This is a genomic window from Aquabacterium parvum (assembly GCF_001447195.1).
GTDB lineage: Bacteria > Pseudomonadota > Gammaproteobacteria > Burkholderiales > Burkholderiaceae_C > Aquabacterium > Aquabacterium parvum.
Genome location: NZ_LFRI01000045.1, coordinates 103590 through 128415, shown reverse-complemented (window position 1 = coordinate 128415; position 24826 = coordinate 103590). Strand labels below are relative to the sequence as shown.

Sequence of the window (24826 nt, the reverse complement as noted above, 5' to 3'; positions counted from 1 at the left end):
GCCAGACGGGGGGATGGTTGCGGGTAAACCTTAGAAGTATACCCGATCCGACCTGTTGGGATGTGCGCACGACATGTGGCACATGCCCTGCCCTGGTTCACAATGAGGCCCATCCTGACCCACCACGCGAGGACACCATGAAGGGCGACGCCAAGGTCATCGAGCTGCTCAATGCGCAGCTCAAGAATGAACTCACCGCAACCAACCAGTACTTCCTGCACTACCGCATGCTCAAGCACTGGGGCTTTGCCAAGCTGGCCAAGAAAGAGTACGAAGAATCGATCGGCGAGATGAAGCACGCCGACAAGCTGATGGAGCGCATCTTCACGCTGGATGGCCTGCCCAACCTGCAGGACCTGGGCAAGCTGCTCATCGGCGAGGACGTGCCCGAGCTGCTGGCCTGCGACCTCAAGCTCGAGACCGCTGCCCAGGCCACCGTCAAGGAAGGCATCGCCTACTGTGAATCGGTGCGCGATTACGTCTCCCGTGACCTGTTCCAGCACATCTTGGACGACACCGAGGAGCACATCGATTTCCTCGAGACCCAGATCGACTTGATCGCCAAAGTTGGCGTTCAGAACTACCTGCAATCCATCATGGGTGAAATCGAAGGCTGAGGAACCAGGCGACGGCTGGCGGCTCGGATCCCCTTGATCGGGGTCCGGGCTTGGCCAAGGGCTTGTGCTGCGAATCATTCGCATCTATCATGCGACTCATTCTCATTCGTGAGCCCAAATCCCGTCATGATCGTCTGCGTCTGCCACGCCATCTCCGACAAGGAAATCGTCAAGCAAGCCAACATGGGCTGCGGCTCCTTCGATGCCCTCCAGGACCGCACGCGTGTGGCCACCTGCTGCGGGTGCTGTGAGACCTGCGCCCGCGAAGTCTTTGACGAAGCCCGCCAGGCTGGCAGCAAATTGATCCCGATTGCGCGGATGTCTGTCGCCACCGTCTGAGCGCACACCACACGTAACAAGTCGTGAACAGTCCACGGAAACGGGCCCTCGAGGCCCGTTTTTTACGGGTGTACCCTGCTCAAGGGTTCCCTAGGATGGTCGATGTCCAGTACGAGACGCGCTCAAAGGCGCAGCGAGGGCACGATGGCATCCTTTTTCTACTCCAACGACGAGTCTGCACAGGTTGACACGCAGGGACGCAATCGCGCCTTGTCCAACCCGACGCAATTGCCTCACGACGCCCCTGTGGACCTGAGCGGCTCTGCCGCGAGGCGGGTCGGCGTCACCCCTCCGGCCCAGTTTGCGCCCGCCCAGCCTCTGTGGAAGAGCTGGTGCCGGGGTTTGTGGAACTGGTTGTGGGACAACGGCGAATCGCCGCGCCCGCCGTCTTCGGTCAATGGCCTGCGCGCCATCAAGACGGAGTTCGTTGCTTCCTTGTGGGACCTCCAGTCGCTGCGAGCCAACCAGGTGCGTGACCAGATCGAAACCTCGCGTTCGCTGCGTGAACTCTGGCACCTGCGCGCCGACGTTTTCAAGGTGATCTCCACGCACCGCGGGCAAATCGAGGCGCAGTTGCGCCTGGACGCCCTGGACAGCCACTTCCCGGTGCGCGCCTCACCCAAGGCAGAAGATGGCCGCAGCGCAAAGGTGACAACCTGGTAATTGGTCTGTGAGGATGTCCAGGCAACGCCCGGCACAGCCGCGCGCGTTGCACAATGTCGAGCTGGACACTCGACCGCCCCATGAACATCATCATCCTGGACGACTATCAGGACGCCGTCCGAAAATTGCCATGTGCCTCCCGGCTTGACGGCTTGTCAGCCAAGGTCTACACCAACACCGTCAAAGGCACAGGCCAGCTCGCGGTGCGCCTTCGCGATGCCGAAGCGCTGGTGGTCATCCACGAGCGCACGCATTTCTCCAAGGCGCTGCTCGAGAAGCTGCCCAAGCTGCGCCTGATCTGTCAGATCGGTCAGGTTGGACCGCACATCGACATCGAGGCCTGCACCCGACTGGGCATCGCCGTGGCCGAGTGCAACACCTCGCCTGCTGCCACCGCAGAGCTCACCTGGGCCCTGGTGCTGGCTGCGATGCGTCGACTGCCCCAGTACATCGGCAACCTCAAACACGGTGCCTGGCAACAGTCCGGTCTGAAAGCCGCGTCCATGCCGGCCAACTTTGGCCTGGGCATGAAGCTGCAAGGCAAGACCCTGGGCATCTGGGGGTACGGACAAGTTGGTCAACTCGTTGCGGGCTACGGCAAGGCCTTTGGGATGGACGTGCAGGTCTGGGGCAGCGAAGCATCGCGCACGCAAGCCGTGGCCAACGGCCTGAGGGCCGCGCCCAGCCGCGAGGAGTTTTTCGCCACCTCGGACGTGCTGAGCGTCCACCTGAGGTTGCGGGAAGAAAACCGCGGCCTCATCACGCTCGACGATTTCAGCCGCATGAAGCCCACCGCCTTGTTCGTCAACACCTCTCGCGCGGAGCTGGTTCAAGACAACGCCCTGGTGGCCGGGCTCAACCGCGGGCGCCCAGGCATGGCTGCAGTCGATGTGTTCGAGAGCGAGCCCATTTTGCAAGGGCACCCTTTGCTGCGGCTGGAGAACGCCGTCTGCACCCCGCACATCGGCCTGGTCGAGCAAGACAGCTATGAGCAACTCTTCAGCGCAGCTTTCGAGCACCTGCTGAATTTCGACGCGGGCCACCCCAGCGGCATCGTCAACCCTGAAGCACTGCGCGTGCCCCACTGACGAAACACAAGGCAGTACCCCATGGAACTGGAGCGGGCCCTGTCCCGGGAGAGCATCCGGGCGGCCCGCTGGTCGCTGCTGTTCGGCAACTTCGTGATCGGCTGCGGGGTGATGGTGATGGGCGGCACGCTCAACGACCTCACCCACGACCTGAACATCAGCGTGACCACTGGCGGACAGTTGCTGGCCATCGCTGCGCTGATGATGGGCGTGGGCGCCCCGCTGCTGGCCTGGCTGGTCGGACACATTGACCGCCGCACCCTGCTGGCCTGGACCATGGTCTGGTACGCGGTCGGACACCTGCTGTGCGCGCTGGCGCCTGGTTACGAATGGCTGTGGCCTGCGCGGGCGTTGACTGTGCTGTCGGCCGCCGTGTTCACGCCTCAGGCCGCCGCCACGGCCGGGTTCATGTCGACCCCGGCAAAGCGCGGACAGGCCATCACCTTCGTGTTCATGGGCTGGTCCATTGCCTCGGTTGCGGGCATGCCGCTGACCGCCTGGATCGGTGAGCGGATGGGCTGGCGCGTGGCCATGGCGCTGACCGGCCTGGCCGCATTCGCGTCTGCCTGGCTGGTGTGGCGCCACCTGCCTGCGGGCATCCGCCCCCCTGCCCTGTCGCTGCGCTCCTGGCGCAAGGTGCTGAAGTCGCCGCTGCTGATGGCGGTCGTCGCGGTGACGGCCTGCCAGAGCGCCGGGCAGTTCACCGTGCTGGGCTACACCGCCCCCTACTACAAGCAGGTGTTCGGCGCCTCACCAGAGCAGATCAGCCTGATGTTCACTTGGTTCGGCGCGCTGGCGCTGGCGGGCAACGTGCTGCTGAACCGCAGCATCGACCGCGTCGGTGCAGCGCCCGCCGTGACGCTCACCCTGGCCCTGATGGCCCTGAGCTTGCTGATCTGGCCATTGGCCAGTTCGCTGCCAGTGCTGGCCGCCGTGCTGCTGCCTTGGGCCATTTCAGGGTTCGCCACCAATTCGGGCCAGCAGGCACGGCTGGGCGGCCTCTCGCCCCGGCTGGCTCCTGCGCTGATGGCCCTGAACACCTCGGCCATCTACCTGGGACACGCGCTGGGCGCCAGCGGTGGCGGCTGGGTGATCTCACACCATGGCTACGAGCAACTGCACAGGCTGGGTCTGGCCTGGATGCTGGTCGCCCTCGCCCTGAGCTTGTGGGCTCAGCGCGTGCAGCAACGCGCCGACGCCCACCGTGGGTCTGCGTTGAAGCCTGCTCAGCCCCTGCGCTGACGAAGGGCTTCGTAGAGGCAGACGCCGCTGGCCACGGACACGTTCAGGCTCTCGACACCGCCCATCATCGGGATGCTGACCAGCTCGTCGCAGTGCTTGCGGGTGAGCTGACGCATGCCGCTGCCCTCAGCGCCCAGGACCACGGCCGTGCCACGGCGGAAATCGGCCTGATAGAGGTCTCCCGGGGCGTCATCCGAGGTCCCGACCACCCAGATGTCTCGCTCTTTGAGTTCACCCAGGGTGCGCGCCAGGTTGGTGACCATGAAGTAAGGCACGGTCTCGGCAGCGCCGCTGGCCACTTTGGCCACGGTTGCATTGATGCCGACAGCGTGGTCCTTGGGTGCGATCACGGCATGGGCACCGGCGCCGTCGGCGACACGCAGGCAGGCACCCAGGTTGTGCGGGTCGGTCACGCCGTCGAGCACCAGCAGCAGAGGCGGCTCGGTGAGCTCATCGAGCAAGTCGTCAAGCGAGCGGGCGTGCTGAACGGCGTCAACCCGCGCCACCACGCCCTGGTGCCGATGCGTTCCGGCCATCTGTTGCAGGCGGTCGTCGTCGCTTTCGATGGCGCGCAATCCAGCTTCCTCGACCTTGGCGAGGAATTGCTTCATGCGCTGGTCTTGCCGGCTGGCGTCGACGTGCAGCTCACGGATGGATTGGGGCGCGACCTTCAGGCGCACGGTGACGGCGTGAAAGCCGAACAGCAGTTTCTGACTCATGCCGGCATCGTAACCGCTGCCGATGTGAGCGGCCTTGTCGCGTTCGCCCGCCGAGGCTCAGTTCACCAACCGCCCGGCCTGAATCCGGATTCGGCTGGCGCAACGCTGCGCAATTTTTTCGTCATGCGTTACCAGGACCAGGGTCGTGCCGATCTCGCGGTTGAGCTCGAACATGAGGTCCATGACCGCCAGGCCGGTGGCGTGATCCAGGCTGCCTGTGGGTTCGTCGGCCATGAGGATCTCTGGTCGCATGACGAACGCGCGCGCCAAAGCCACCCGCTGCTGTTCACCGCCGGACAGGAGCACAGGCCTGTGGTTCAAGCGCTGCCCCAGTCCAACGCGCTCCAGCATGGCTTGGGCCTTGCTGCGCGCCAGCCGGTCTCCACGCAGCTCCATGGGCAGCATGACGTTCTCGATGGCGCTCAAGTGCGCGATCAACTGGAAATTCTGGAAAACGAAGCCAACGTGGGCTGCCCGATGGGCCGCGCGCCCGTCTTCATCGAGGTCGAACAGGTTGCGCCCGCCGAGCAGCACTTCGCCGCGGCTGGGCACGTCCAGGCCTGCGAGCAGCGCCAACAAGGTGCTTTTGCCAGAGCCCGAGGCACCAACGATGGCGAGCGAGTCCCCCTGGGGGACGCTGAGCTCGATGCCATCTAGGATGGTGAGCGGGCCACCGACGTCATCGACAACTTTGCTCAGCCCCCGGACAACGATGGCAGGGGAAGGCGCGTTGACGGTGAAGTCGGCAAGCGATGTGGCAGGATGCGAAGAAGCCGTGACGGTCATGAAAGCGAGCATGCAAGGGCAACGCCAACACTTTAAGCGACGCCGGATGGTCTTGTGGACCGCCGGTCTTTTGTTGTTGACAGCACCGCTGTCAGGGCAGTCGGCGTCGGCCCGCAAGGTGCTGATCCTGGGCGACAGCCTGTCGGCCGAGTACGGCTTGGCCCGAGGTGTGGGTTGGGTGGCCTTGCTCGAGGCGCGACTGACCCAGCAGGGCATTGCGGCCCAGGTCATCAACGCCAGCATCAGCGGCGAAACCACGTCGGGCGGAAGAACGCGCCTGCCTGCGCTGCTTCAGCAACAACGCCCCACCCATGTGGTCATCGAGCTCGGTGGCAACGACGCGCTGCGCGGCTTCCCGGTGCGCTCCACCCAGGACAACCTAGAGGCCATGACCAAGGCCGCACAGGCTGCGGGTGCCAAGGTGCTGCTGGTGGGCATGCAAGTGCCGCCCAACTACGGCAAGCGCTATTCGGAAGACTTCGCGGCGGTGTTTGCGCGCGTGGCCCAAGAGCGCAAGGTCGCGCTGGTGCCCTTCCTGCTCAAAGGGGTGGCCGACCGAGCGGATGCGCGAGAGTGGTTCCAGGCGGACGGCATCCACCCCCAGGCAAAAGCCCACCCCGTGATGCTCGACAACGTCTGGGGCGGCCTCAAGCCGCTGCTGTGACCTCGCTCACTTTTTTGGCGTCAGGCCAGCACCCAAATTGCCCATCAGGGTCTCGGCCTGCTTGCTCATCTGTTCCTGCATCTGCGTGAACAGGTTGCGCGACTGCTCCATGTAGCCGCCCAGGAAGTTCTGCATCAAAGGGTTCTGCATCAGGGGATTCTGCAGGTTCTTTACCGAGTTCTCGGTCAGGCGGGACTGCAGGTCGATGAAGGACTGGATGTTGTTTTCCAGGTAGTTGCCCATCAGGCCCTGCATGGTGTGGCCATAGAAGCGAATGATCTGAGCCAGTGCCTGGGTCGAAAACATCGGCACACCGGCCGTCTCTTCTTCCAGGATGATCTGCAGCAGGATGCTGCGCGTCAGGTCTTCGCCGCTCTTGGCGTCTCGCACCACGAACTGCTCGCAACCCATGACCATGTTCTTGACATCGGACAGCGTGATGTAGCTGCTGGTCTGGGTGTCGTAGAGGCGGCGGTTCGGGTACTTCTTGATGATCCGGGTGCCCGCTGCCGTGGGCTCGCCCGCAACACCGCCCGCAGACGCTTCGGCTTCAGGCGCTTCGCTGCGGGCTTTTCGTGGGGCTGGGCTCATCCGGGACTCCTCATGCATGACTCTGGTCTCAGGCCATTGTAGGAGTGGAAAAGATGCGCGAAGAAAAGAAAAAGCCCCAGGCTTGTGGCCTGGGGCTTTGTCGACAGTATTTTGGTAGGCGCAATTGGATTCGAACCAACGACCCCCACCATGTCAAGGTGGTGCTCTAACCAACTGAGCTATGCGCCTGTCGAGACCGAGATATTAGCACTATTTTCTTCGAACGCGCAAGACGCCGTGGATTTGCAACACCTTGTGGAGCAAACCGCTCAAGCGGCTGCTGTCGGGCGTTTGCAGCGTGAGCGTGAGCTGCAGGTGTTCGCGCACGGTGTGGTTGTGCATGGACAACACGGTGATCTTGCCTTGTGCAAAAACGTCGAAAACGTCGCGCATCAAGCCGGGACGATCGAGTGCTTCGATGGAAACATCGACCGCATAGTGCGCCTTCTCGGTCATGGCCTGACGCCCCCAGGTGACGGGGATCACGCGCTCCTTGTGCTCGCGCGCCATGTGCTGGAAGTTGCTGCAATCGGCGCGGTGCACAGCCACGCCTTTGCCGCGCGTCACGTAGCCCCCGATGCGATCGGGTGGCGCTGGTTTGCAGCAGCGCGCCAGCTGGGTGAGCAATGAGTCAAGGCCGACGACGAGCACACCTTTGCCGTCACCGCCGGGTTGCCCCACATCGCCACGCGCCAGCTTTTGCAGCATGAGCTCATCGGGGTCGGGGGCAGGCTCGGCCGGACGAAGCACTTGCTCGATGTTGCGCAGCGAGAACTCGTCTTTGCCGACCACGTCGAACAAGGCATCGGCAGATCGGAAACCCAGTTGCGAAGCCAGGTCATCGAGCTTGATCGCCGTTTTGCCTTCACGCTGCAGCAACTTTTCGACGGCCTCGCGCCCTCGGGCGATGGTGGCTTGCTGCGCCAAGGCGTTGAACCAGGCGCGGACCTTGGCGCGCGAGCGAGGGCTGCGCAGGTAACCCAGTTCGCTGTTGAGCCAGTCCATCGAAGGACCGCCCTCCTTGGCCGACACGATCTCGACGGTCTGGCCGCTTTGCAATGGCGTCTGCAAAGGCACCATGGCGCCATCAACCCGTGCGCCTCGGCAGCGGTGGCCCAGGTTGGTGTGCAGCACGTAAGCCAGGTCAATGGGTGTGGCGCCTGCCGGCAGATCGATGATGTCACCGCCGGGGGTGAAGACGTAAATGCGGTCTTCGAAGAGGCCCTGCCCTGGCGATGCGCTCGGGTGCCCACCTTGCCCCACATGCCCGGACTCGGCGACGTCGCGCTCCCAGGCCAGCAGCTGGCGCAGCACCATCTTGCGCGCCTCGGCAACGCGTGATTCGAAATCGCCTGCGGCCTGCACACCGGCATAGCCCTTGGAGCCCGCCTCTTTGTAGGCCCAGTGCGCGGCCACGCCACTTTCGGCGTGCTCGTGCATGGCCTGGGTTCGGATCTGCACCTCGATCGAGCGGCCCTGCTCGTCGAGCACGATGGTGTGCAGCGACTGGTAGCCGTTGGACTTGGGCCTCGCGATGTAGTCGGAGAACTCGTCTTGCAGCGGCTGCCAGAGTTCGTGCACACAACTGAGCGCTGCGTAGCAGGCATGCACGTCGCCCACGATGACGCGCAGGGCCCGCAGGTCGAAGACGCGGTCGAGTGACAGGGCCTTGCCCTGCATCTTTTTGTAGATGCTGTAGATGTGCTTGGGACGGCCTTGCACCTGGGCATCGATGCCCGAAGCGCTCAATGCCGCTTGCAACTGCTGCATCACCTGTTCGATGTGGCGCTCGCGCTCGAGTCGCTTTTCATGCAGCGCCTTGGCGATGGTGCGGTAGGTGTCGGGCTGCAGGAAGCGGAAGGACAGGTCTTCGAGCTCCCACTTGATCTGCCAGATGCCCAGGCGGTTGGCCAGCGGCGCGAAGATCTGCAGCGACTCGCGCGCCAATGCCTTGGGGCAAGGCAGCTTGCGCTCGGCGTAGTGGCGCAAGGTCTGCAGGCGCGAAGCCAGGCGCAACAGCACCACGCGCAGGTCGCGCGAGAAGGCCAACAGCATCTTGCGGATGCGCTCGACTTGTTCCGCATCCAGCGGCGCATCGGTTTCGTCGCCCATGAGGTCGCGGGCGTTGCGTTGCACCTGCACCAGCTTGACGGTGTGGGCCACCAGGGCGGCCGCGTCCGCACCGAAAGCGCGGCTCAGCACGTCCTGCGGGTTGGCGAGGTAGTCGCTGGCATAGACCAGGTAGGCCGCCGCGCGCAGCGAGGGCGAGGCGCCAATGCCGTGCAGGATGGCGCCCACGCCGTCGGCATGGACGAGCGCGTCTTCACCGGTGTCGAAGGTCTGGCCCGACAGCAAGGGCTCGGCGAAGGCACGCGCTCGGCGCAGCAACTCCAGGCCGCCTTCGTTGACCGAGGCGCCTGCGGCTTGGGCTTCGGGCGTGGAGGTGCCTGCCACCTCGGCAAGGTCGACGATGGGCGCGTGCGGGCTGCCAGCATGGAGCAGCCCGTCATCGCGCGCGATGTCGAGGGATCCGGTCTTCATGCCAGCAGGAACCCCCGGATGGTTTCGACCTGGTCGGGGGCGATCAAGGTGGGCGCATGGCCCACGCCAGCGAACTCGACCAGGCGGGCCTTGGGGCCGCGTTGGGTCATCTCGAGCGCGGTGGCGCGGTCGAGCAGGTCAGAGTCGGCGCCGCGCATCAACAGGGTCTCGCATGGGATGTTGGCCAGTCCGTCGTAGACCTGCCACAGGGCCTTCTCGCCAGCCTCGGTCTGCTCGGCCGTGACGCTGCGAAAGGGCTCTGCGATGGCCGGGTCGTAGTGCAGCACGAAGCCGCCACCTTCGGCCGCACGCAGCAGCGGGCGACTGAGCGCCAGCCACTGCTCGGGCGTGTGCGGGCCAAAACCGGTGGAGATGCGCCAAAGGTAGTCGGCAGCTTCTTGCTCCGAGTTGAAACGCAGCGGCTTGCCCAGGTAGTCGCCAATGCGCACGATGGCGTCGAAGCGCAGGCGCGGGCCGACATCGTTGAGCACGAAGCGGCGCAGGCGCGCACCGCTGGCCTCGGGCGGCAGCGACGAGAAGCCCAGGCCGATCAGCCCGCCCATCGACGTGCCGACCCAATCGAGCTCCAAGGGGGCTTGCGCGCCCAACCCCTGACGGAGTTGTTGCACCAGCGCCACCATGTCGGCGACGTACGAGAACACCTGATAGCCCTTCGGCTCGGCCAGCCAGTCGGAATGACCTCGGCCCACAACGTCGGGACAGATCACCTGGTAGTGCTCGGACAAGGTGCCCGCCAGCACGTCGAAATCACGCCCTTGCCGGCTCAGGCCGTGCACGCAGAACAACACGCGCGGGTTGCGCGGGTTGCCCCAGCGCCAATAGGCCATGCGGTGCGTCTGGCCATCGGTTTTGCTGGCGCCAGGGCACACAACGTGATGCAGCGTCGGCTGCACCAAAGCGGTTTCGACCGAGGGATCAGCGGGGTGTTGCGTTGTCATCTTGTGGCGTCGTCAGATAATGGCCTGATCCACATTGTGTTTCTCTTCGTGCACCGGAGGCCCCTGATGTTGAATGGAAAAACCGCCCTCGTGACCGGATCGACCAGCGGGATCGGTCTGGGCATCGCCGAACGACTGGCCGCCCAAGGCGCCAACGTCATTCTGAACGGATTCGGCGATGTCGATGCACCCAAGGCCGCCGTGCTGGCGGCCGGGCAACAGCATGGCATCAAGGTGGGCTACCACGGGGCCGACATGAGCAAACCCACCGAAATCGAGGCCTTGTTTCGCTACGGTCAGGCCGAGTTCGGTGGCATCGACATCGTGGTCAACAACGCCGGCATCCAGCACGTGGCCAACGTGGAGGACTTCCCCATCGAGAAGTGGGACGCGATCCTCGCCATCAACCTCACCTCGGCTTTTCACACCATGCGCCTGGCCATCCCGGGCATGCGCAAGAAGAGCTGGGGCCGTGTCATCAACATCGCCTCGGCGCACGGCCTGGTGGCATCGGCCGGCAAGTCGGCCTACGTGGCGGCCAAGCATGGCCTGGTCGGCCTGACCAAGGCCGCTGCACTGGAAACCGCACAGACGGGCGTGACGGTCAACGCCATCTGCCCGGGCTGGGTGCTCACGCCCCTGGTGCAAAAGCAGATCGACGCCCGCTCTGAGCGCGAAGGCATCTCGGTGGCCGAGGCTCAGAAGGACCTGCTGGGCGAGAAGCAGCCTTCGCTGCAGTTCGTCACGCCCTCGCAGCTGGGTGATCTGGCCGTATTCATGTGTTCGCCTGGCGCCGACAACGTGCGTGGCGTGGCCTGGAACGTGGACGGCGGTTGGTTGGCTCAGTGAAAATCGGCGCGATGGCTAGCCTGCTGGCGTTCGCAGCAGATCACACCTGCGGCCGCATGGGGTCGCGACGATCATGACGGTGAGCCCGGCGCGCTTGGGCGCGCACCCGTCCGGCGAGGCCGGACAGCCGCCGTATGCCCCCGACTACGGCGACGTCTACCACCCCAGTGCCGGCGCTTGGCAGCAGGCGCGAGGCGTGTTCCTGCGCGGCAATGGGCTGCCTGGACGATGGCAGGGGCGCGAGCGCTTCACCATCCTGGAGACAGGCTTCGGTCTGGGCAACAACTGCCTGGCCACTTGGGCCGCATGGCGGCAGGACCCGCAACGCTGCGACAGGCTGTTTTTCATCTCGATCGAAAAGCACCCACTGCGCGCCGATGACCTCGCCGAGGTGCACGGGCTGCCGACCCCAGGCAGGCCAGCGCCGAACCCCTCTTCTTCGCCCACAACAGACGCCCCGGCTGAACTGAGCGAGGAGCCCCTCCCGAAATCGGCCGACGCCGAATCGGCTGGTGAAGACTCCCTTTGGCGCCGCACCCTCGCTGCCAGGTTGCACGCAGCCTGGCCTGCCCTGACCCCCGGTTGGCACACGATCGACCTCGATCGCCTGGTGCTGGACAACGGCCAAGAGCAATCGGTCACGCTGATGCTGGGGCTGGGTGACGTGGCAGACCTCATGCCCGGACTGCAGGCCTCCGTCGACGCCTTCTACCTCGATGGGTTCACGCCCGCGCGCAACCCGCAGATGTGGCACGCCCCGATGCTGTCGCGCCTCAACAGGTTGGCTGCAGTCGATGCCACAGCCGCCACGTGGTCGTCGGCAAGGGCCGTGCGTGACGCCCTGACCCAGGCCCAGTTCGAGGTCAAAAAGCGCCAAGGCGAAAACGGCAAATGGGCCACCACGGTGGCTCGTCATCAGCCTCGCTTCGCCCCGACGGCGACACCGGGTGGCCTGTGGCCGACGCCGGCTCGCCGCGACGCCATCGTCATTGGCGCGGGCATCGCAGGTTGCAGCGCCGCCGACGCCTTGACCCGTGAAGGCTGGGCCGTGACCCTGCTGGATGCCAACGCCGCAGCGGCACAAGGCGCTTCAGGCAACCCAGGTGGGCTGTTTCACACCATCGTGCACGGCGACGACGGCATCCACGCGCGGGCGCACCGGGCAGCGGCCCTGTCCACTTGGCGCAGGGTGCGTGCCTGGGTGGAAAACGGCGCCCTGCCAGGCCAGGCCGACGGCCTGCTGCGATTGGACCCCAAGCAGGATGCTGACGGCGCCCTGGCACTGCTTGGGCGCCTTCCCTGGCTTGGCGAGCAAGCGACCTGGCTCGACCAGGCGCAAGCCCGTGAGCGCTGTGGCCTGCCGGTGCCCAGCGGCGGCTGGTGGTTCCCGCAGGCCGGCTGGATGTCGCCGGTCGACGCCTGCCGGCTGCTGCTGGACACCGCCACGGCGCGGCGACACACCGATGGATCCCCCTTGTTGCGCGCCCGATGGGCCACGGCTGTGCATGCCCTGGTGCGCACCGATGGGGCTTGGCAGGCCCTCGATGTGCATGGGCAGGTGCTGGCCGAAGCCGGCACGATCGTGCTCGCCAACGCGTGGCAGGCCAATGCCTTGCTGGAGACCTTGCCGCAGGACCAAGCCGTGGCCAGCCCACCCGTCAGCGCAGTGCGCGGCCAGGTCAGCGTGTTGTCCCATGACATGGCGAGCTCGAACAAACCCCGGGTGCCCGTGGCCGGTCAGGGCTATGTGCTCACACTGCGCGACGGCCGCCTGCTGTGCGGCGCGACCACGCAGCACCACGATCCAGAAGGCGGGCAGCGCGTGGCTGATCACGTCCACAACCTGAAACAGGCCTTGCGCCTGGGAGCCTTGCCAGCCGGGACCACCGAGCAACAGATCCTGACCATGGCTGAATCGTTGGCCGGTACTGCGAGTCGGCCTGGTGAGCTCACCGGACGCGTCGGTTGGCGCGCCACCACCCCGGACCGCCTGCCGCTGGTGGGCGCTCTGCCCTGGCACCCCGATCGACTGGCTGCGCAACCGCCCGCCCGCGCCGAGCAGGTTCGCATGCTGCCGCGCGAGCGAAGTGCCCAAGGCGGCCTCTACCTGATCGGCGGGTTGGGCTCTCGCGGCCTGACCTGGTCCACGCTGGCTGGCGAGCTGCTGGCCCATTGGGTGTGTGGAACCCCCTGCCCTGTGGAGGCAGAATTGCGCGATGCGCTCGACCCCGCACGCTTCCTGGCCCGTCAGCATCGCCACGCATGAGCATGTTTGACGCCGACCGTCCCCTGCCCGGATTGACCGAGCGCCTCAGACTAGACAAGTGGCTCTGGGCCGCGCGCTTTTTCAAGACCCGGGGCCTGGCCGCCGACGAAATCGACAAAGGTCGGCTCCAGGTCAATGGCCAGGTCGCCAAGGCCTCACGCGAGTTGCGAGCGGGAGACGTGGTCGGCATCCGCCAGGGGCACGTCGAGCGAACGGTGGTGGTTCTGGCCCTGAGCACGGTGCGGGGGCCGGCGCCGCAAGCCCAGCAACTCTACGAAGAAACCGCCGAGAGCATCGCCGCCCGGCTGGCTGCGGCCGAACAGCGCAAGACGGCGGCAGAGCCCGCCAACGCCATCGAACACGGCCGCCCGACCAAGCGCGACCGCCGGCAGTTGGCCGACTGGCAACGTTGGTCGGCCAGCGCCGACGAGTGAGCTCGGGGCTCTGCCGCGTCCCTCGGGTACATTTCCCGGTTCTTTTTTGAAATCGGGGCCTTGAAACGGGCCAAGGCGGCCTCATTTGCCCGGGTTCCGGGCAGTCAGGCGACGGCAAAGGGGTGATTTGCCCCGTTCCGCCGCTGATCCGTCCCCTGCCCGACGCCCTCATCCAACTTTCGAAGAAACCATGAGCGAGACCACCCCGACGCCCGATCAAGCCAGCCCGGCGACCAGCGACCTGCCCATCGAGCAGCAACTGGCCGAGTTGCAGGCCAAACACGCCGAGGTGTCCGACGCCTACCTGCGCGCCAAGGCCGAAGCCGAGAACATCCGCCGCCGCGCAGAAGACGAGATCTCCAAGGCCCGCAAGTTCGCCGTCGAGTCCTTCGCCGACAGCCTTCTGCCCGTGCGCGACAGCCTCGAGGCCGCCCTGGCCACCCACGCTGCCAAGCCCGACACCCCGGTTGAGACCGTGCTCGAAGGCGTGCAGGCCACCCTGCGCCAGCTGGCCTCGGCCCTGGAACGCAACAAGGTCATCGAGGTCAACCCGGCCGCCGGCACGAAGTTCGACCCGGCTATCCACCAGGCGATCAGCATGGTGCCCGCCGAGCAGGAAGCCAACACCGTCGTGGGTGTGCTGCAAAAGGGCTACACCATCTCCGAGCGCGTGCTGCGTCCGGCCCTGGTGACCGTCGCGGCCCCGAAGTGACACCTGCCGCGCCACGGCTGACCTGCGTCAAAGGACCGTCCGACCTTTTTGACGCCAGGGACTTGAAAAAACGCCAGGCGCTCGCAGATTGAACACCAAGACAGGGTCACAACCCAGCGTTTGACCCACACACCATCTTCAGATCAGAGATTCACAGGAGCACCCAACATGGGCAAGATCATCGGCATCGACCTGGGCACCACCAACTCGTGCGTGGCCATCATGGAAGGCAACGCCACCAAGGTCATCGAAAACAGCGAAGGCGCACGCACGACCCCGTCGATCATCGCCTACCAGGAAGACGGCGAAGTGCTCGTCGGCGCCTCGGCCAAGCGCCAGGCCGTGACCAACCCCAAGAACACCCTGTACGCGGTCAAACGCCTGATCGGTCGCAAGTTCACCGAGAAGGAAGTGCAAAAGGACATCGACCTGATGCCCTTCACCATCGCGGCTGCCGACAACGGCGACGCCTGGGTGGAAGTGCGCGGCAAGAAGTACGCGCCTCCCCAAGTGTCGGCCGAAGTGCTGCGCAAGATGAAGAAAACCGCCGAAGACTACCTGGGTGAAGAAGTCACCGAGGCCGTCATCACGGTGCCCGCCTACTTCAACGATGCCCAGCGTCAGGCCACCAAGGACGCCGGCCGCATCGCAGGTCTGGACGTCAAGCGCATCATCAACGAGCCCACTGCCGCAGCCCTGGCCTTCGGCCTGGACAAGGGTGGCAAGGGCGACCGCAAGATCGCCGTGTACGACCTGGGCGGCGGCACCTTCGACGTCTCCATCATTGAAATCGCCGACGTCGATGGCGAAATGCAGTTCGAAGTGCTGTCGACCAACGGCGACACCTTCCTGGGCGGCGAAGACTTCGACCAGCGCATCATCGACTTCATCATCGCCGAGTTCAAGAAGGAATCCGGCGTTGACCTGACCAAGGACGTGCTGGCCCTGCAGCGCCTGAAGGAAGCCGCTGAAAAGGCCAAGATCGAGCTGTCGAACTCTTCGCAGACCGACGTCAACCTGCCCTACATCACGGCCGACGCCACCGGCCCGAAGCACCTGAACATCAAGCTGACCCGCGCCAAGCTGGAAAGCCTGGTCGAAGACCTGATCGAGCGCACGATCGCTCCGTGCCGCACCGCCATCAAGGACGCCGGCGTGGCCGTGGGTGACATCGACGACGTGATCCTGGTGGGCGGCATGACCCGCATGCCCAAGGTGCAGGACAAGGTCAAGGAGTTCTTCGGCAAGGACCCCCGCAAGGACGTCAACCCCGACGAAGCCGTGGCCGTGGGCGCCGCCATCCAGGGCCAGGTGCTCTCGGGTGACCGCACCGACGTGCTGCTGCTGGACGTGACCCCGCTGTCCCTGGGCATCGAGACCCTGGGCGGTGTCATGACCAAGATGATCAGCAAGAACACCACCATCCCGACCAAGTTCTCGCAGACCTTCTCCACCGCCGACGACAACCAGCCGGCCGTGACCATCAAGGTCTTCCAGGGCGAGCGCGAGATGGCGTCGGGCAACAAGATGCTGGGTGAGTTCAACCTCGAAGGCATCCCGCCCGCACCCCGTGGCGTGCCCCAGATCGAAGTCGGCTTCGACATCGACGCCAACGGCATCCTGCACGTCTCGGCCAAGGACAAGGGCACCGGCAAGGAAAACAAGATCACCATCAAGGCCAACTCGGGTCTGTCGGAAGACGAGATCCAGAAGATGGTCAAGGACGCCGAACTCAACGCCGCCGAAGACAAGAAGAAGCTCGAGCTGGTGCAGGCCAAGAACCAAGGCGACGCCCTGGTTCACAGCGTGCGCAAGTCGCTGACCGAGTACGGCGACAAGCTCGACGCTGGCGAGAAGGACAAGATCGAAGCCGCGATCAAGGACGTCGAAGAAGCCCTCAAGGGTGAATCGAAGGACGACATCGAGGCCAAGACCAACGCCCTGATGACCGCCTCGCAGAAGCTGGGTGAGAAGATGTACGCCGACATGCAGGCCGCTCAAGGCGCCGCTGGTGCCGAAGGCGCTGGTGCTGCCCCGGGCGCTGATGCCAAGCCCGCCGACGACAACGTGGTCGACGCCGAGTTCAAGGAAGTCAAGAAGGACTGATCGGGCTCACCCCCGTCCGCCCAGGGCACAGGCCGTGTGAGCATCGCGCTCACGCCCTGTGCCTTTGTCGGATCTGAACACCACCATCATGGCAAAACGCGATTACTACGAAGTCCTGGGGCTCTCCAAAGGGGCCTCCGAGGACGAGATCAAGAAGGCCTACCGCAAGCTGGCCATGAAGTACCACCCTGACCGCAACCAGGGAGAGAAGGCCAAGGAAGCCGAAGAGCAGTTCAAGGAGGTCAAAGAGGCCTACGAAATGCTTTCGGACGCCAAGAAGCGCGCGGCTTACGACCAGTTCGGCCACGCGGGTGTCGACCCCAACATGGGCGGCGGCCGGGGCGGCCCCGAAGGCTTTGGCGGCTTCGCCGACGCCTTCGGCGACATCTTTGGCGACATCTTCGGCCAAGGCGGTGGTGGCGGTCGTCGCGGCGGTGGCCCGCAGGTTTACCGTGGCAGCGACCTGTCGTACGCCATGGAGATCACGCTGGAAGAAGCCGCCGCCGGCAAGGACACGCAAATCCGCATCCCCGCCTGGGACGAGTGCGGCGTGTGCAGCGGCACCGGCGCCAAGCCTGGCACCAGCGCCAAGACCTGCCCGACCTGCAACGGCTCGGGCACCGTCCACATGCGCCAGGGCTTCTTCAGCGTGCAGCAAAGCTGCCCCCACTGTCACGGCACCGGCAAGGTCATCCCCGAGCCCTGCACCGCCTGCCATGGCCAGGGCAAGGTCAAGAAGACCAAGACGCTGGAAGTCAAAATCCCGGCTGGCATCAACGAAGGCATGCGCATCCGCTCGGCCGGCAACGGCGAGCCAGGCACCAATGGCGGCCCCGCGGGCGACCTCTACATCGAGATCCGGATCAAGCCGCACGACATCTTCGAGCGCGATGGCGACGACCTGCACTGCTCGGTGCCCGTGCCCCTGACGGCCGCGGCCCTGGGCGGCAGCATCGAGGTGCCAACGCTGGGCGGCAAGGCCGAGATCGACATCCCCGAAGGCACGCAGCACGGCAAAACCTTCCGTCTGCGCGGCAAGGGGATCAAGGGCATTCGCTCGAGCTACCCGGGTGACCTGTACTGCCACATCAACGTGGAAACGCCGGTCAAGCTCACCGAGCACCAGCGCAAGCTGCTCAAGGAGCTCGACGAGTCCTTCAAGAAGGGTGGCGAGAAGCATTCGCCCAACTCCAAGAGCTGGACCGACCGCGTCAAGAACATCTTCAAGTGACATTCGTCACACCAGGATGTACACCAAGCGCCCTGCGGGGCGCTTTTTTCATGCCCGCGCCACCGCGACTCAAGAAGCCAGCCCACATGCCGAAAATCCCACAGCGCGTGTTCACACGTCGCGGTCGCCCTGGACCCCGTCCTGGCGACGCACCTCTCGTTTCGATTGCGTCGACCCATGACCTACCTGAGCTCCCTGCCCCAGATTCAGGCACTGATCGTCGAAGACATGGCCGTCCAGCAGACCACGCTGCGCGGCCAGCTTGCGCTGTTGGGCATCACCCGGGTCGACGCCACGGCCAACGCCGACGATGCCTACCGACTGGTCAAGTCCAGGCGCTATGGTTTGATCATCTGCGACTTCAACCTGAACCAGCGCACGGACGGGCAACAGTTCTTCGAGCTCATCCGTGAACAGGGTCTGCTGCCCGCCGACTGCCTGTTTTTCATGGTCACGGCCGAGAGCTCTTACATTTCCGTGGCATCGGCCACCGAGCACCACCCGGACGCCTACCTGCTCAAACCCATCACCGCATCGGACATCGAAGACCGGCTCAAAAGCCTGCTCGAAAAGCGTCACGCCCTGTTGCCGGTGAATTCGCTGTTGGCCAAAGGTGACCTGGCCGGTGCGGTGACCCAATGTGACCAGCTGCTGCAGGTGCGCAACCGCTGGTTCATGCCCGTGCTGCAGATCAAGGGGCAGACCCTGCTCAAGCTCGGTCGCCACGAAGAAGCCAAACAGGTCTACCAACAGGCCCTGGAGGTCAGGCCCGAGCTGATCTGGGCTCGACTGGGCCTGGCGCGCGCGCACAAAGCCGCCGGGCAGTTCGAACAAGCTCGACAGCTGGCGCAGGACATCGTCGACTCCGAAGAAGGCTCGCGCAACGTCGCCGCCTACGACGTGATCGCCGAGTCGATGGAGGCTGCGGGTGACGCCGAGGGCGCCATGTGGGCGCTGCGCGATGCGGCGCTGGTGGTGCCATCGGCCAAACGGCACCGCATCTCTGGCGAATGCGCCTACCGCAATGGCGACCTGGACATGGCCAAGGCCTCGCTGATGAAAGCCACCAAGGCCAGCCGCGGCTCGGTGGTGGACAACCCACAAGACACCCTCTTGCTGGCTCAGACCTTGGTGGACCTGGGCCAACCCGCTGAGGCCATGAACCTCATCCGGGACGGCAACAAGTCCTACCGCACGCACCCCACCTTCAGCCAGGTTTCTTTGGCGATCAAGGCGCAGGCGGAGTTGGCAGCGGGAGAGGCCGACAAGGCTCAAGCGACGCTGGAGCTGGCGCGCGCCGGCCAGAGCAAAGGCAAGGCCGACTTCGCGACCGTGGCGCTGGCCAAGGCAGAGATCGTCTGCGGGCACGAGGAAGCCGGCATGGCTTTGCTCAAAGACGCCATCAGCGCGGACCACGAGAACCTGCGCATCAAGCAGATGATCACGCGCACGCTCAGCGACACCGGTCACGAAGACAAGCTCGACGCCGTCATCGAGTCGGCCACGGCTGGCTTGCAGAGCAAGGTCTCGGACGCCCGCAAGCTGCTGCGCGACAGCCGCATCGACGAAGCAGTCGGCCTGATCGAGGCGGCGGCGCACGAATACCCCGAGAACACCGGTGTGTTGCTGCAGGCTTGCCAGATCAACTGCATGGCACTGCGCTTGAAGAAGGAAGCCAACGCCGAACGGATCGAAAAGATCCAGGGCTATCTGGGAGAGCTCGAACGCCTGATGCCCGGTCAAGACCGGGTGGTGATGATGCGTCGCTACTTCAGGGAAACACTGGGCACGCTGGATGCCCACAGCCTGCAACACTGAGCCATGGACCACAGCGCCGCCCTCGCCCTCATCGCGCACGACTTGAAGAACGCGCTGGGCGACCTCGAGACGGAGTTGTCGCAACTGATCGATGACCCAGCCCCGGTGCTGGCGCAGCGGGCACACCTGCATTGCACCGACCTGCGGCGGCAATTCGTGCAGTTCCTGACGCTCTACAGCGCCGGGCAAGATGGCCTGCGTGTGCTTTGCGAGGACGAGTCCCCCATTGAGCTGCTCGAAGCACTGCTTCGGCAATGGACCTTGAAGCTCAAACTGGACGACCACCCCATCTCCATCCACCTCAGGCAGACATCTTCGCCACCGCCGTTCTGGTATTTCGACCGTCGGCTGGTTCAACTGGCACTCGACTCCGCCATCCACAACGCCACCCGGTTCGCCAACGGACACGTGTGGATCGGGGTGCACGAGCAGGATGGCCAGCTGTGCTGGACCGTCGACGACGACGGTGCTGGCCTGGGCGCCGACGACCCAGGACAAGAAAGTGCCACCGGACTTGGACACGCCCTGGCAGAAGCCGTGGCACAGGCCCACCGCCATGCCAACCGCCGAGGCAGCGTCACGCTCGACACTGGCCCTGCCGGAGGCGTTCGGTTCACCTTGCAGCTGCCCTGATCAACGGGTCAGCCCCCCTCACCCCACAACGAGAAGGCCATGCACGAAGTCCTCAAGGCCCGAGACAAGAACGACGATGCGGAGAACTCGCCGCTGCACGACCTGCGCAACGCACGCGCCCTGGTGATCGACGTCAACCCAACATCGCGCAGCATCCTCAAAGGCATGCTGGTTGACCTGGGCGTGCCCAGCGATCGCGTCAAGCAAGTGGGCCGCTACAACGAGGCCCGCAGCGAGCTGGAAACCACCCAGTACGACGTGGTGCTGTGCGACTACCACTTCAACGACACCCAGCAAACGGGCGCAGACCTCATCGAAGAGCTCAGGCAGGGCAACAACCTGCCTTACGCCACCGTGTTCATCATGGTGACCTCCGAGGCGAGCTACTCACGCGTGGCCGAAGCGGCCGAGTCGGCCCTCGACTGCTACCTGCTCAAGCCCCACACGCACAACGACCTCGCCGCTCGCCTGAGGGTCGCCAGGCATCGAAAGCAGTCTTTGGCGGACATCTTCCAGGCCATGCAGGAAGAGGATTTTCAGCTCGCAGCAGGCCTGTGCCAGGCTCGCTTTGAAGCCAAGGTTGAGTACTGGATCTACGCCGCCCGCATCGGCGGTGAACTGCTGCTTCGGCTGAACAGGCACGACGAGGCCAAAGAGCTTTTCGAAGCCATCGACGCCACCAAAGCCATGCCCTGGGCGCGGCTGGGTGTGGCCCGGGCTCAGCTCGACTCCGGTCAGATGGCGCCCGCCAAACGCATCCTTGAAAGCCTCATCGTTGACAACCCGACGTACGCCGATGCTTACGACGTGATGGGGCGCGCCAACTTCCAGAGTGGCGACTTCGATGCGGCTTACGAGACCTATCGCCACGCTGTCTCCTTGACGCCATCTTCCCTGTCACGCCTGCAGAAAATGGGCCTGCTGGCCTTTCACCTGGGCAAGACCGATGAGGCAACGCAAGTGCTCGAGCGTGCCACGGCCCTGGGCGTGACCTCGCGCATGTTCGACTTTCAGACCCTGGTGATGCTGTCGCTGAGCTACTTCGAGAAGCAGGACGGCAAGTCTCTTCAGAAGTCGCTCAACCAGATCATGCAGGCCCACGAAAAGGCACCTCGCAGCGCGCGCTTGCGCCGCATGCACGAGATGGTGAACGTCCTGAGCCTGATGCTGCAGCGCCAGGTGGCCGACGTGGTGCGCCGCGTGAAAAACATGACGAGGGAGTTCGCCCAGCCCGACTACGACTTCGAGACCGCCGGCAACATGATGAGCCTGTTGCTCAAGCTTCGCGCCAGCGAGCTGGAGTTGCCCGATGCCGAGTTGTGGATCGAAAAGCTGGCGCGCCGCTTCTGCATCAACAAGGGCATGACGGACATGCTGGCCATGATGGTGCACGCCCATGAACCTTATGAAGCACTGGTTCGCGAAAGCTACAAGCGACTGGTGACGCTGGCAGAGACCTCGCTGTCCAAGGCCAAGGCCGGCCAGGCCAATGGCGCCATCGCCGAGCTGGTCAGCCAGGGCACCACCACGGGCAACACCCGCATGATCGAGCTGGCCGACATGCTGCGTCAGCGCTACCAAGAGCAAGGCCTGGACGCCGACCTGCTGCAAAAGCTCGAGGAACTGCAGGCCCGCTACGTTCGCAAGCCTGCCCCCATCAAGGCGTCACGCTGACTTGACGCAGTCGACGTAGTAGCGCTTGCCGCCCTTGTTGGGCAGCTCTTCGGCCACCAGGCCGTGCACGTCGGTGGCAAAGCCCGGGAAGGCGTCGTTGAAGTCGCGCGTGAACTTCAGGAAGTCGACGATCTTCTTGTTGAAACGCTCCCCCGGGATCAGCAGCGGGATGCCGGGCGGGTAAGGCGTCAGCAGCGCGGTGGTGATGCGGCCTTCGAGCTGGTCGATCTCGACGCGCTCGGTCTGGCGGCGGGCGATGTACGCGTACGCATCCGACGGCTTCATGGCCGGCTCCAGGCCCGACAGGTAGACCTCGGTCGTCAGGCGCGCGATGTCGCCCTTGGCGTAGGCCTCGTGCACCGACTGGCACAAGTCACGCAGGCCCATGCGCTCGTACATCGGGTACTTCTGGCAGAACTCGGGCACCACACGCCACAGAGGCTGGTTCTTGTCGTAGTCGTCCTTGAACTGCTGCAGCGCCGTCAGCATGGTGTTCCAGCGGCCCTTGGTGATGCCGATGGTGAACATGATGAAGAAGCTGTAGAGACCCGTCTTCTCGACCACCACGCCGTGTTCGGCCAGGTACTTGGTGACGATGGACGCCGGGATGCCGGTCTTGGCGAACTTGCCCGAGACGTCCATGCCCGGGGTGATGATGGTCGACTTGATCGGGTCGAGCATGTTGAAGCCGTCGGCCAGGTTGCCGAAGCCGTGCCACTTCTCGTTGGCCTTGAGCACCCAGTCGGTGGGCTTGCCGATGTCGTCGGCCACGAGCTTTTCAGGGCCCCAGACCTTGAACCACCAGTCCTTGTCGTACTCCTTGGAGACCTTGCGCATGGCGCGGCGGAAGTCGAGCGCTTCCTTGATCGACTCCTCGACCAGGGCGGTGCCACCCGGCGGCTCCATCATGGCCGCGGCCACGTCGCACGACGCGATGATCGCGTACTGCGGCGAGGTGGAGGTGTGCATCAGGTAGGCCTCGTTGAAGAGGTGGCGGTCCAGCGGCACGGTCTGCGAGTCCTGAACCAGCACGTGCGAGGCCTGCGAGATGCCGGCCAGCAGCTTGTGCGTGGACTGCGTGGCGTACACCACCGCCTTCTTGGGGCGCGCGCGGCCCTTGCCCATGGCGTGGTACATGCCGTAGAACTTGTGGAAGGCGGCATGCGGCAGCCAGGCCTCGTCGAAGTGCAGGTTGTCGATCCAGCCGTCGAGCATGCCCTTGATGGTCTCGGTGTTGTAGAGCACGCCGTCGTAGGTGCTCTGCGTGATCGTCAGGATGCGCGGCTTGACCTTCTTGACATCGACGCCCTGCAGCAGCGGGTGCTTGGCGATCTTCTTGCGGATGTTGGCCGGCTCGAACTCGCTTTGCGGGATCGGGCCGATGATGCCGAAGTGGTTGCGCGTGGGCGTCAGGAACACGGGGATGGCCCCGGTCATGATGATGCTGTGCAGGATCGACTTGTGGCAGTTGCGGTCCACCACCACCACGTCGCCCGGCGCCACGGTGTGGTGCCACACCATCTTGTTGGAGGTGGACGTGCCGTTGGTGACGAAGAAGCAGTGGTCGGCGTTGAAGATGCGCGCGGCGTTCTTCTCCGACTCGGCCACGGGGCCGGTGTGGTCGAGCAGCTGGCCCAGCTCTTCCACGGCATTGCACACGTCGGCGCGCAGCATGTTCTCGCCGAAGAACTGGTGGAACATCTGGCCCACCGGGCTCTTCAGGAACGCCACGCCACCTGAGTGACCCGGGCAGTGCCAGGAGTACGAGCCGTCCTGGGCGTAGTCCATCAGCGCCTTGAAGAACGGTGGCGCCAGCCCATCGAGGTAGCCCTTGGCTTCGCGGATGATGTGACGCGCCACGAACTCCGGCGTGTCCTCGAACATGTGGATGAAGCCATGCAGCTCACGCAGGATGTCGTTGGGGATGTGCTCGGACGTGCGCGTCTCGCCGTACAGGTAGATGGGGATGTCGGCGTTCTTGAAACGGATTTCTTCGATGAACTTGCGCAGGTTCAGCACGGCCGGGTCGAGCTCGGGGCCGGGGGTGAACTCCTCGTCGTCGATCGACAGGATGAAGGCGCTGGCGCGGCTTTGCTGCTGCGCGAACTGCGCCAGGTCACCGTAACTCGTCACACCCAGCACCTCGAAGCCTTCCTTCTGGATGGCGTCGGCCAGCGCACGGATGCCCAGGCCCGAGGTGTTCTCGGAGCGGAAGTCTTCGTCGATGATGACGATGGGGAAACGGAAGCGCAGCATGGCCATTCCTGAATCAAAGGTGACGGGTCGGAAAAATGGCGAAGTGTAGGGTCTCAAGCCCCGGATTTGTTTGACGAAGCCGGGTTTTTGCGTCCACTCGCTTCAAATACCGCCGACAGGCAAGCCCGCCTGGGGAAAACGTCTGGCGCCGGCATAAACTGTTGCCCACATCCGTGAATCAGATATGGGGATGTCGGACACATGAGTGACTCGACGCTGTGGTGGATCGTGGCGGGTTTTTTCGTCAGCCTGGAGTTGCTGACGGGCTCGTTTTACCTGTTGATGCTGGCGCTGGGCGCGAGTGCAGCAGCCTTGGCTGCGATGGGGGGAGCGAGCCAGTCCGCCCAGTTGGTCTGTGCGGCTGTTGTGGGCAGCGGGGCCGTTTACCTTTGGCACAGGCGGCTGCTGCAGCGCGGCATGCTGGGCGTTGAGGACTACACGACCACCGGGCTGGGAAGCCTGGACGTCGGTGAACAGGTTTCCGTCTCCCAGTGGGGCCCCGACGGCACCACGCACGTCCACTACCGTGGCAGCGAATGGAAGGCCAGGTACCACGGTGCTCACGTTCCCGCCGCAGGCCTGCACCGCATCCGCGCCATCGAAAGCAACTACCTCGTCCTCGAAAAGGCCTGACCCAC

General features: G+C 64.7%; 22 protein-coding genes and 1 tRNA gene. 16 read left to right on the top strand and 7 right to left on the bottom strand.

The features are described 5' to 3' along the window. The first annotated feature begins 137 nt into the window (after positions 1–137). From bfr to ABG80_RS01340, 5 genes are all read left to right on the top strand, one after another. Positions 138–617 (top strand): bacterioferritin, encoded by a 480-nt coding sequence (bfr, locus tag ABG80_RS01360; protein WP_058085982.1) that lies wholly within the window; start codon positions 138–140, stop codon positions 615–617. A gap of 108 nt (positions 618–725) precedes the next feature. Then, positions 726–956 (top strand): (2Fe-2S)-binding protein, encoded by a 231-nt coding sequence (locus tag ABG80_RS01355; RefSeq protein ID WP_235513710.1) that lies wholly within the window; start codon positions 726–728, stop codon positions 954–956. A gap of 144 nt (positions 957–1100) precedes the next feature. Further along, positions 1101–1619, top strand: coding sequence for a hypothetical protein (locus ABG80_RS01350; protein ID WP_058085980.1), 519 nt, complete (start codon positions 1101–1103; stop codon positions 1617–1619). Between the two features lie 80 nt (positions 1620–1699). Next, positions 1700–2707 carry a D-2-hydroxyacid dehydrogenase family protein gene (locus tag ABG80_RS01345; RefSeq protein WP_058085979.1) on the top strand — a complete coding sequence of 336 codons (1008 nt, stop codon included), beginning with the start codon at positions 1700–1702 and terminating at the stop codon, positions 2705–2707. 21 nt (positions 2708–2728) lie between these two features. Next, complete coding sequence (locus ABG80_RS01340; RefSeq protein WP_235513709.1) at positions 2729–3949, top strand: MFS transporter; 1221 nt, start codon at positions 2729–2731, stop codon at positions 3947–3949. On the opposite strand, the gene rlmB is transcribed toward ABG80_RS01340, so the two are convergent. Continuing rightward, entirely contained in the window at positions 3934–4668 is a 735-nt protein-coding gene (gene rlmB, locus ABG80_RS01335; RefSeq protein WP_058085978.1) for a 23S rRNA (guanosine(2251)-2'-O)-methyltransferase RlmB, read from the bottom strand. The genes ABG80_RS01340 and rlmB overlap by 16 nt on opposite strands. 57 nt (positions 4669–4725) lie before the next feature. Next, on the bottom strand, positions 4726–5454 hold the full coding sequence (locus ABG80_RS01330) for an ABC transporter ATP-binding protein (RefSeq protein WP_083505703.1): 729 nt from the start codon (positions 5452–5454) through the stop codon (positions 4726–4728). Positions 5455–5500: 46 nt separating this feature from the next. Between ABG80_RS01330 and ABG80_RS01325 the strand changes: the two genes are divergently transcribed. Continuing rightward, positions 5501–6118, top strand: coding sequence for an arylesterase (locus tag ABG80_RS01325; protein WP_235513708.1), 618 nt, complete (start codon positions 5501–5503; stop codon positions 6116–6118). 6 nt (positions 6119–6124) lie between these two features. Here ABG80_RS01325 and phaR read toward each other — a convergent pair whose 3' ends face one another. From phaR to ABG80_RS01305, 4 genes are all read right to left on the bottom strand, one after another. After that, complete coding sequence (gene phaR / locus ABG80_RS01320; protein ID WP_083505701.1) at positions 6125–6709, bottom strand: polyhydroxyalkanoate synthesis repressor PhaR; 585 nt, start codon at positions 6707–6709, stop codon at positions 6125–6127. A 112-nt stretch (positions 6710–6821) separates the two neighbouring features. Beyond that, positions 6822–6898 (bottom strand) — tRNA-Val (locus ABG80_RS01315). A 21-nt stretch (positions 6899–6919) separates the two neighbouring features. After that, the gene (locus ABG80_RS01310) at positions 6920–9250 is read right to left on the bottom strand and encodes a RelA/SpoT family protein (protein ID WP_083505700.1); all 2331 of its coding nucleotides are present in this window, start codon (positions 9248–9250) and stop codon (positions 6920–6922) included. Then, the gene (locus ABG80_RS01305; RefSeq protein WP_058086044.1) at positions 9247–10167 is read right to left on the bottom strand and encodes an alpha/beta fold hydrolase; all 921 of its coding nucleotides are present in this window, start codon (positions 10165–10167) and stop codon (positions 9247–9249) included. The genes ABG80_RS01310 and ABG80_RS01305 overlap by 4 nt, the downstream gene beginning before the upstream one ends. Positions 10168–10275: 108 nt before the next feature. On the opposite strand from ABG80_RS01305, the gene ABG80_RS01300 reads away from it, so the two are divergent. The 9 genes from ABG80_RS01300 (at position 10276) to ABG80_RS01260 (ending at position 21932) form a co-directional block, all read left to right on the top strand. Next, on the top strand, positions 10276–11058 hold the full coding sequence (locus ABG80_RS01300) for a 3-hydroxybutyrate dehydrogenase (protein ID WP_058085976.1): 783 nt from the start codon (positions 10276–10278) through the stop codon (positions 11056–11058). 73 nt (positions 11059–11131) lie between these two features. Beyond that, on the top strand, positions 11132–13324 hold the full coding sequence (mnmC, locus tag ABG80_RS01295) for an FAD-dependent 5-carboxymethylaminomethyl-2-thiouridine(34) oxidoreductase MnmC (RefSeq protein ID WP_058085975.1): 2193 nt from the start codon (positions 11132–11134) through the stop codon (positions 13322–13324). Next, positions 13321–13758, top strand: coding sequence for an RNA-binding S4 domain-containing protein (locus ABG80_RS01290; protein ID WP_235513707.1), 438 nt, complete (start codon positions 13321–13323; stop codon positions 13756–13758). The genes mnmC and ABG80_RS01290 overlap by 4 nt, the downstream gene beginning before the upstream one ends. A gap of 190 nt (positions 13759–13948) precedes the next feature. Further along, the gene (gene grpE / locus ABG80_RS01285; RefSeq protein WP_058085974.1) at positions 13949–14470 is read left to right on the top strand and encodes a nucleotide exchange factor GrpE; all 522 of its coding nucleotides are present in this window, start codon (positions 13949–13951) and stop codon (positions 14468–14470) included. A 168-nt stretch (positions 14471–14638) separates the two neighbouring features. Continuing rightward, entirely contained in the window at positions 14639–16576 is a 1938-nt protein-coding gene (gene dnaK, locus ABG80_RS01280) for a molecular chaperone DnaK (protein ID WP_058085973.1), read from the top strand. A gap of 88 nt (positions 16577–16664) precedes the next feature. Then, positions 16665–17807 (top strand): molecular chaperone DnaJ, encoded by a 1143-nt coding sequence (dnaJ, locus tag ABG80_RS01275; protein ID WP_058086042.1) that lies wholly within the window; start codon positions 16665–16667, stop codon positions 17805–17807. 177 nt (positions 17808–17984) lie between these two features. Then, positions 17985–19625, top strand: a complete 1641-nt coding sequence (locus ABG80_RS01270) for a tetratricopeptide repeat protein (protein WP_058085972.1) — start codon at positions 17985–17987, stop codon at positions 19623–19625. A gap of 3 nt (positions 19626–19628) precedes the next feature. Next, positions 19629–20258: a sensor histidine kinase gene (locus ABG80_RS01265; protein WP_058085971.1), complete on the top strand. Its 630-nt coding sequence runs from the start codon at positions 19629–19631 to the stop codon at positions 20256–20258. Positions 20259–20297: 39 nt separating this feature from the next. Next, positions 20298–21932: a tetratricopeptide repeat protein gene (locus ABG80_RS01260; RefSeq protein ID WP_058085970.1), complete on the top strand. Its 1635-nt coding sequence runs from the start codon at positions 20298–20300 to the stop codon at positions 21930–21932. Here ABG80_RS01260 and ABG80_RS01255 read toward each other — a convergent pair. Next, positions 21924–24188 carry an arginine/lysine/ornithine decarboxylase gene (locus tag ABG80_RS01255; protein WP_058086041.1) on the bottom strand — a complete coding sequence of 755 codons (2265 nt, stop codon included), beginning with the start codon at positions 24186–24188 and terminating at the stop codon, positions 21924–21926. The genes ABG80_RS01260 and ABG80_RS01255 overlap by 9 nt on opposite strands. Before the next feature lie 201 nt (positions 24189–24389). Between ABG80_RS01255 and ABG80_RS01250 the strand changes: the two genes are divergently transcribed. Continuing rightward, entirely contained in the window at positions 24390–24821 is a 432-nt protein-coding gene (locus ABG80_RS01250) for an NfeD family protein (RefSeq protein WP_058085969.1), read from the top strand. Positions 24822–24826 lie beyond the last annotated feature (5 nt).

Excerpts from the sequence above, each read along its gene's own strand:
- bfr (WP_058085982.1), top strand. The coding sequence starts at position 138 with ATGAAGGGCGACGCCAAGGTCATCGAGCTGCTCAATGCGCAGCTCAAG.
- ABG80_RS01350 (WP_058085980.1), top strand. The coding sequence starts at position 1,101 with ATGGCATCCTTTTTCTACTCCAACGACGAGTCTGCACAGGTTGACACG.
- ABG80_RS01345 (WP_058085979.1), top strand. The coding sequence starts at position 1,700 with ATGAACATCATCATCCTGGACGACTATCAGGACGCCGTCCGAAAATTG.
- ABG80_RS01340 (WP_235513709.1), top strand. The coding sequence starts at position 2,729 with ATGGAACTGGAGCGGGCCCTGTCCCGGGAGAGCATCCGGGCGGCCCGC.
- rlmB (WP_058085978.1), bottom strand. The coding sequence starts at position 4,668 with ATGAGTCAGAAACTGCTGTTCGGCTTTCACGCCGTCACCGTGCGCCTG.
- ABG80_RS01330 (WP_083505703.1), bottom strand. The coding sequence starts at position 5,454 with ATGACCGTCACGGCTTCTTCGCATCCTGCCACATCGCTTGCCGACTTC.
- ABG80_RS01325 (WP_235513708.1), top strand. The coding sequence starts at position 5,501 with ATGGTCTTGTGGACCGCCGGTCTTTTGTTGTTGACAGCACCGCTGTCA.
- phaR (WP_083505701.1), bottom strand. The coding sequence starts at position 6,709 with ATGAGCCCAGCCCCACGAAAAGCCCGCAGCGAAGCGCCTGAAGCCGAA.
- ABG80_RS01310 (WP_083505700.1), bottom strand. The coding sequence starts at position 9,250 with ATGAAGACCGGATCCCTCGACATCGCGCGCGATGACGGGCTGCTCCAT.
- ABG80_RS01300 (WP_058085976.1), top strand. The coding sequence starts at position 10,276 with ATGTTGAATGGAAAAACCGCCCTCGTGACCGGATCGACCAGCGGGATC.
- mnmC (WP_058085975.1), top strand. The coding sequence starts at position 11,132 with ATGACGGTGAGCCCGGCGCGCTTGGGCGCGCACCCGTCCGGCGAGGCC.
- ABG80_RS01290 (WP_235513707.1), top strand. The coding sequence starts at position 13,321 with ATGAGCATGTTTGACGCCGACCGTCCCCTGCCCGGATTGACCGAGCGC.
- grpE (WP_058085974.1), top strand. The coding sequence starts at position 13,949 with ATGAGCGAGACCACCCCGACGCCCGATCAAGCCAGCCCGGCGACCAGC.
- dnaK (WP_058085973.1), top strand. The coding sequence starts at position 14,639 with ATGGGCAAGATCATCGGCATCGACCTGGGCACCACCAACTCGTGCGTG.
- dnaJ (WP_058086042.1), top strand. The coding sequence starts at position 16,665 with ATGGCAAAACGCGATTACTACGAAGTCCTGGGGCTCTCCAAAGGGGCC.
- ABG80_RS01270 (WP_058085972.1), top strand. The coding sequence starts at position 17,985 with ATGACCTACCTGAGCTCCCTGCCCCAGATTCAGGCACTGATCGTCGAA.
- ABG80_RS01265 (WP_058085971.1), top strand. The coding sequence starts at position 19,629 with ATGGACCACAGCGCCGCCCTCGCCCTCATCGCGCACGACTTGAAGAAC.
- ABG80_RS01260 (WP_058085970.1), top strand. The coding sequence starts at position 20,298 with ATGCACGAAGTCCTCAAGGCCCGAGACAAGAACGACGATGCGGAGAAC.
- ABG80_RS01255 (WP_058086041.1), bottom strand. The coding sequence starts at position 24,188 with ATGCTGCGCTTCCGTTTCCCCATCGTCATCATCGACGAAGACTTCCGC.
- ABG80_RS01250 (WP_058085969.1), top strand. The coding sequence starts at position 24,390 with ATGAGTGACTCGACGCTGTGGTGGATCGTGGCGGGTTTTTTCGTCAGC.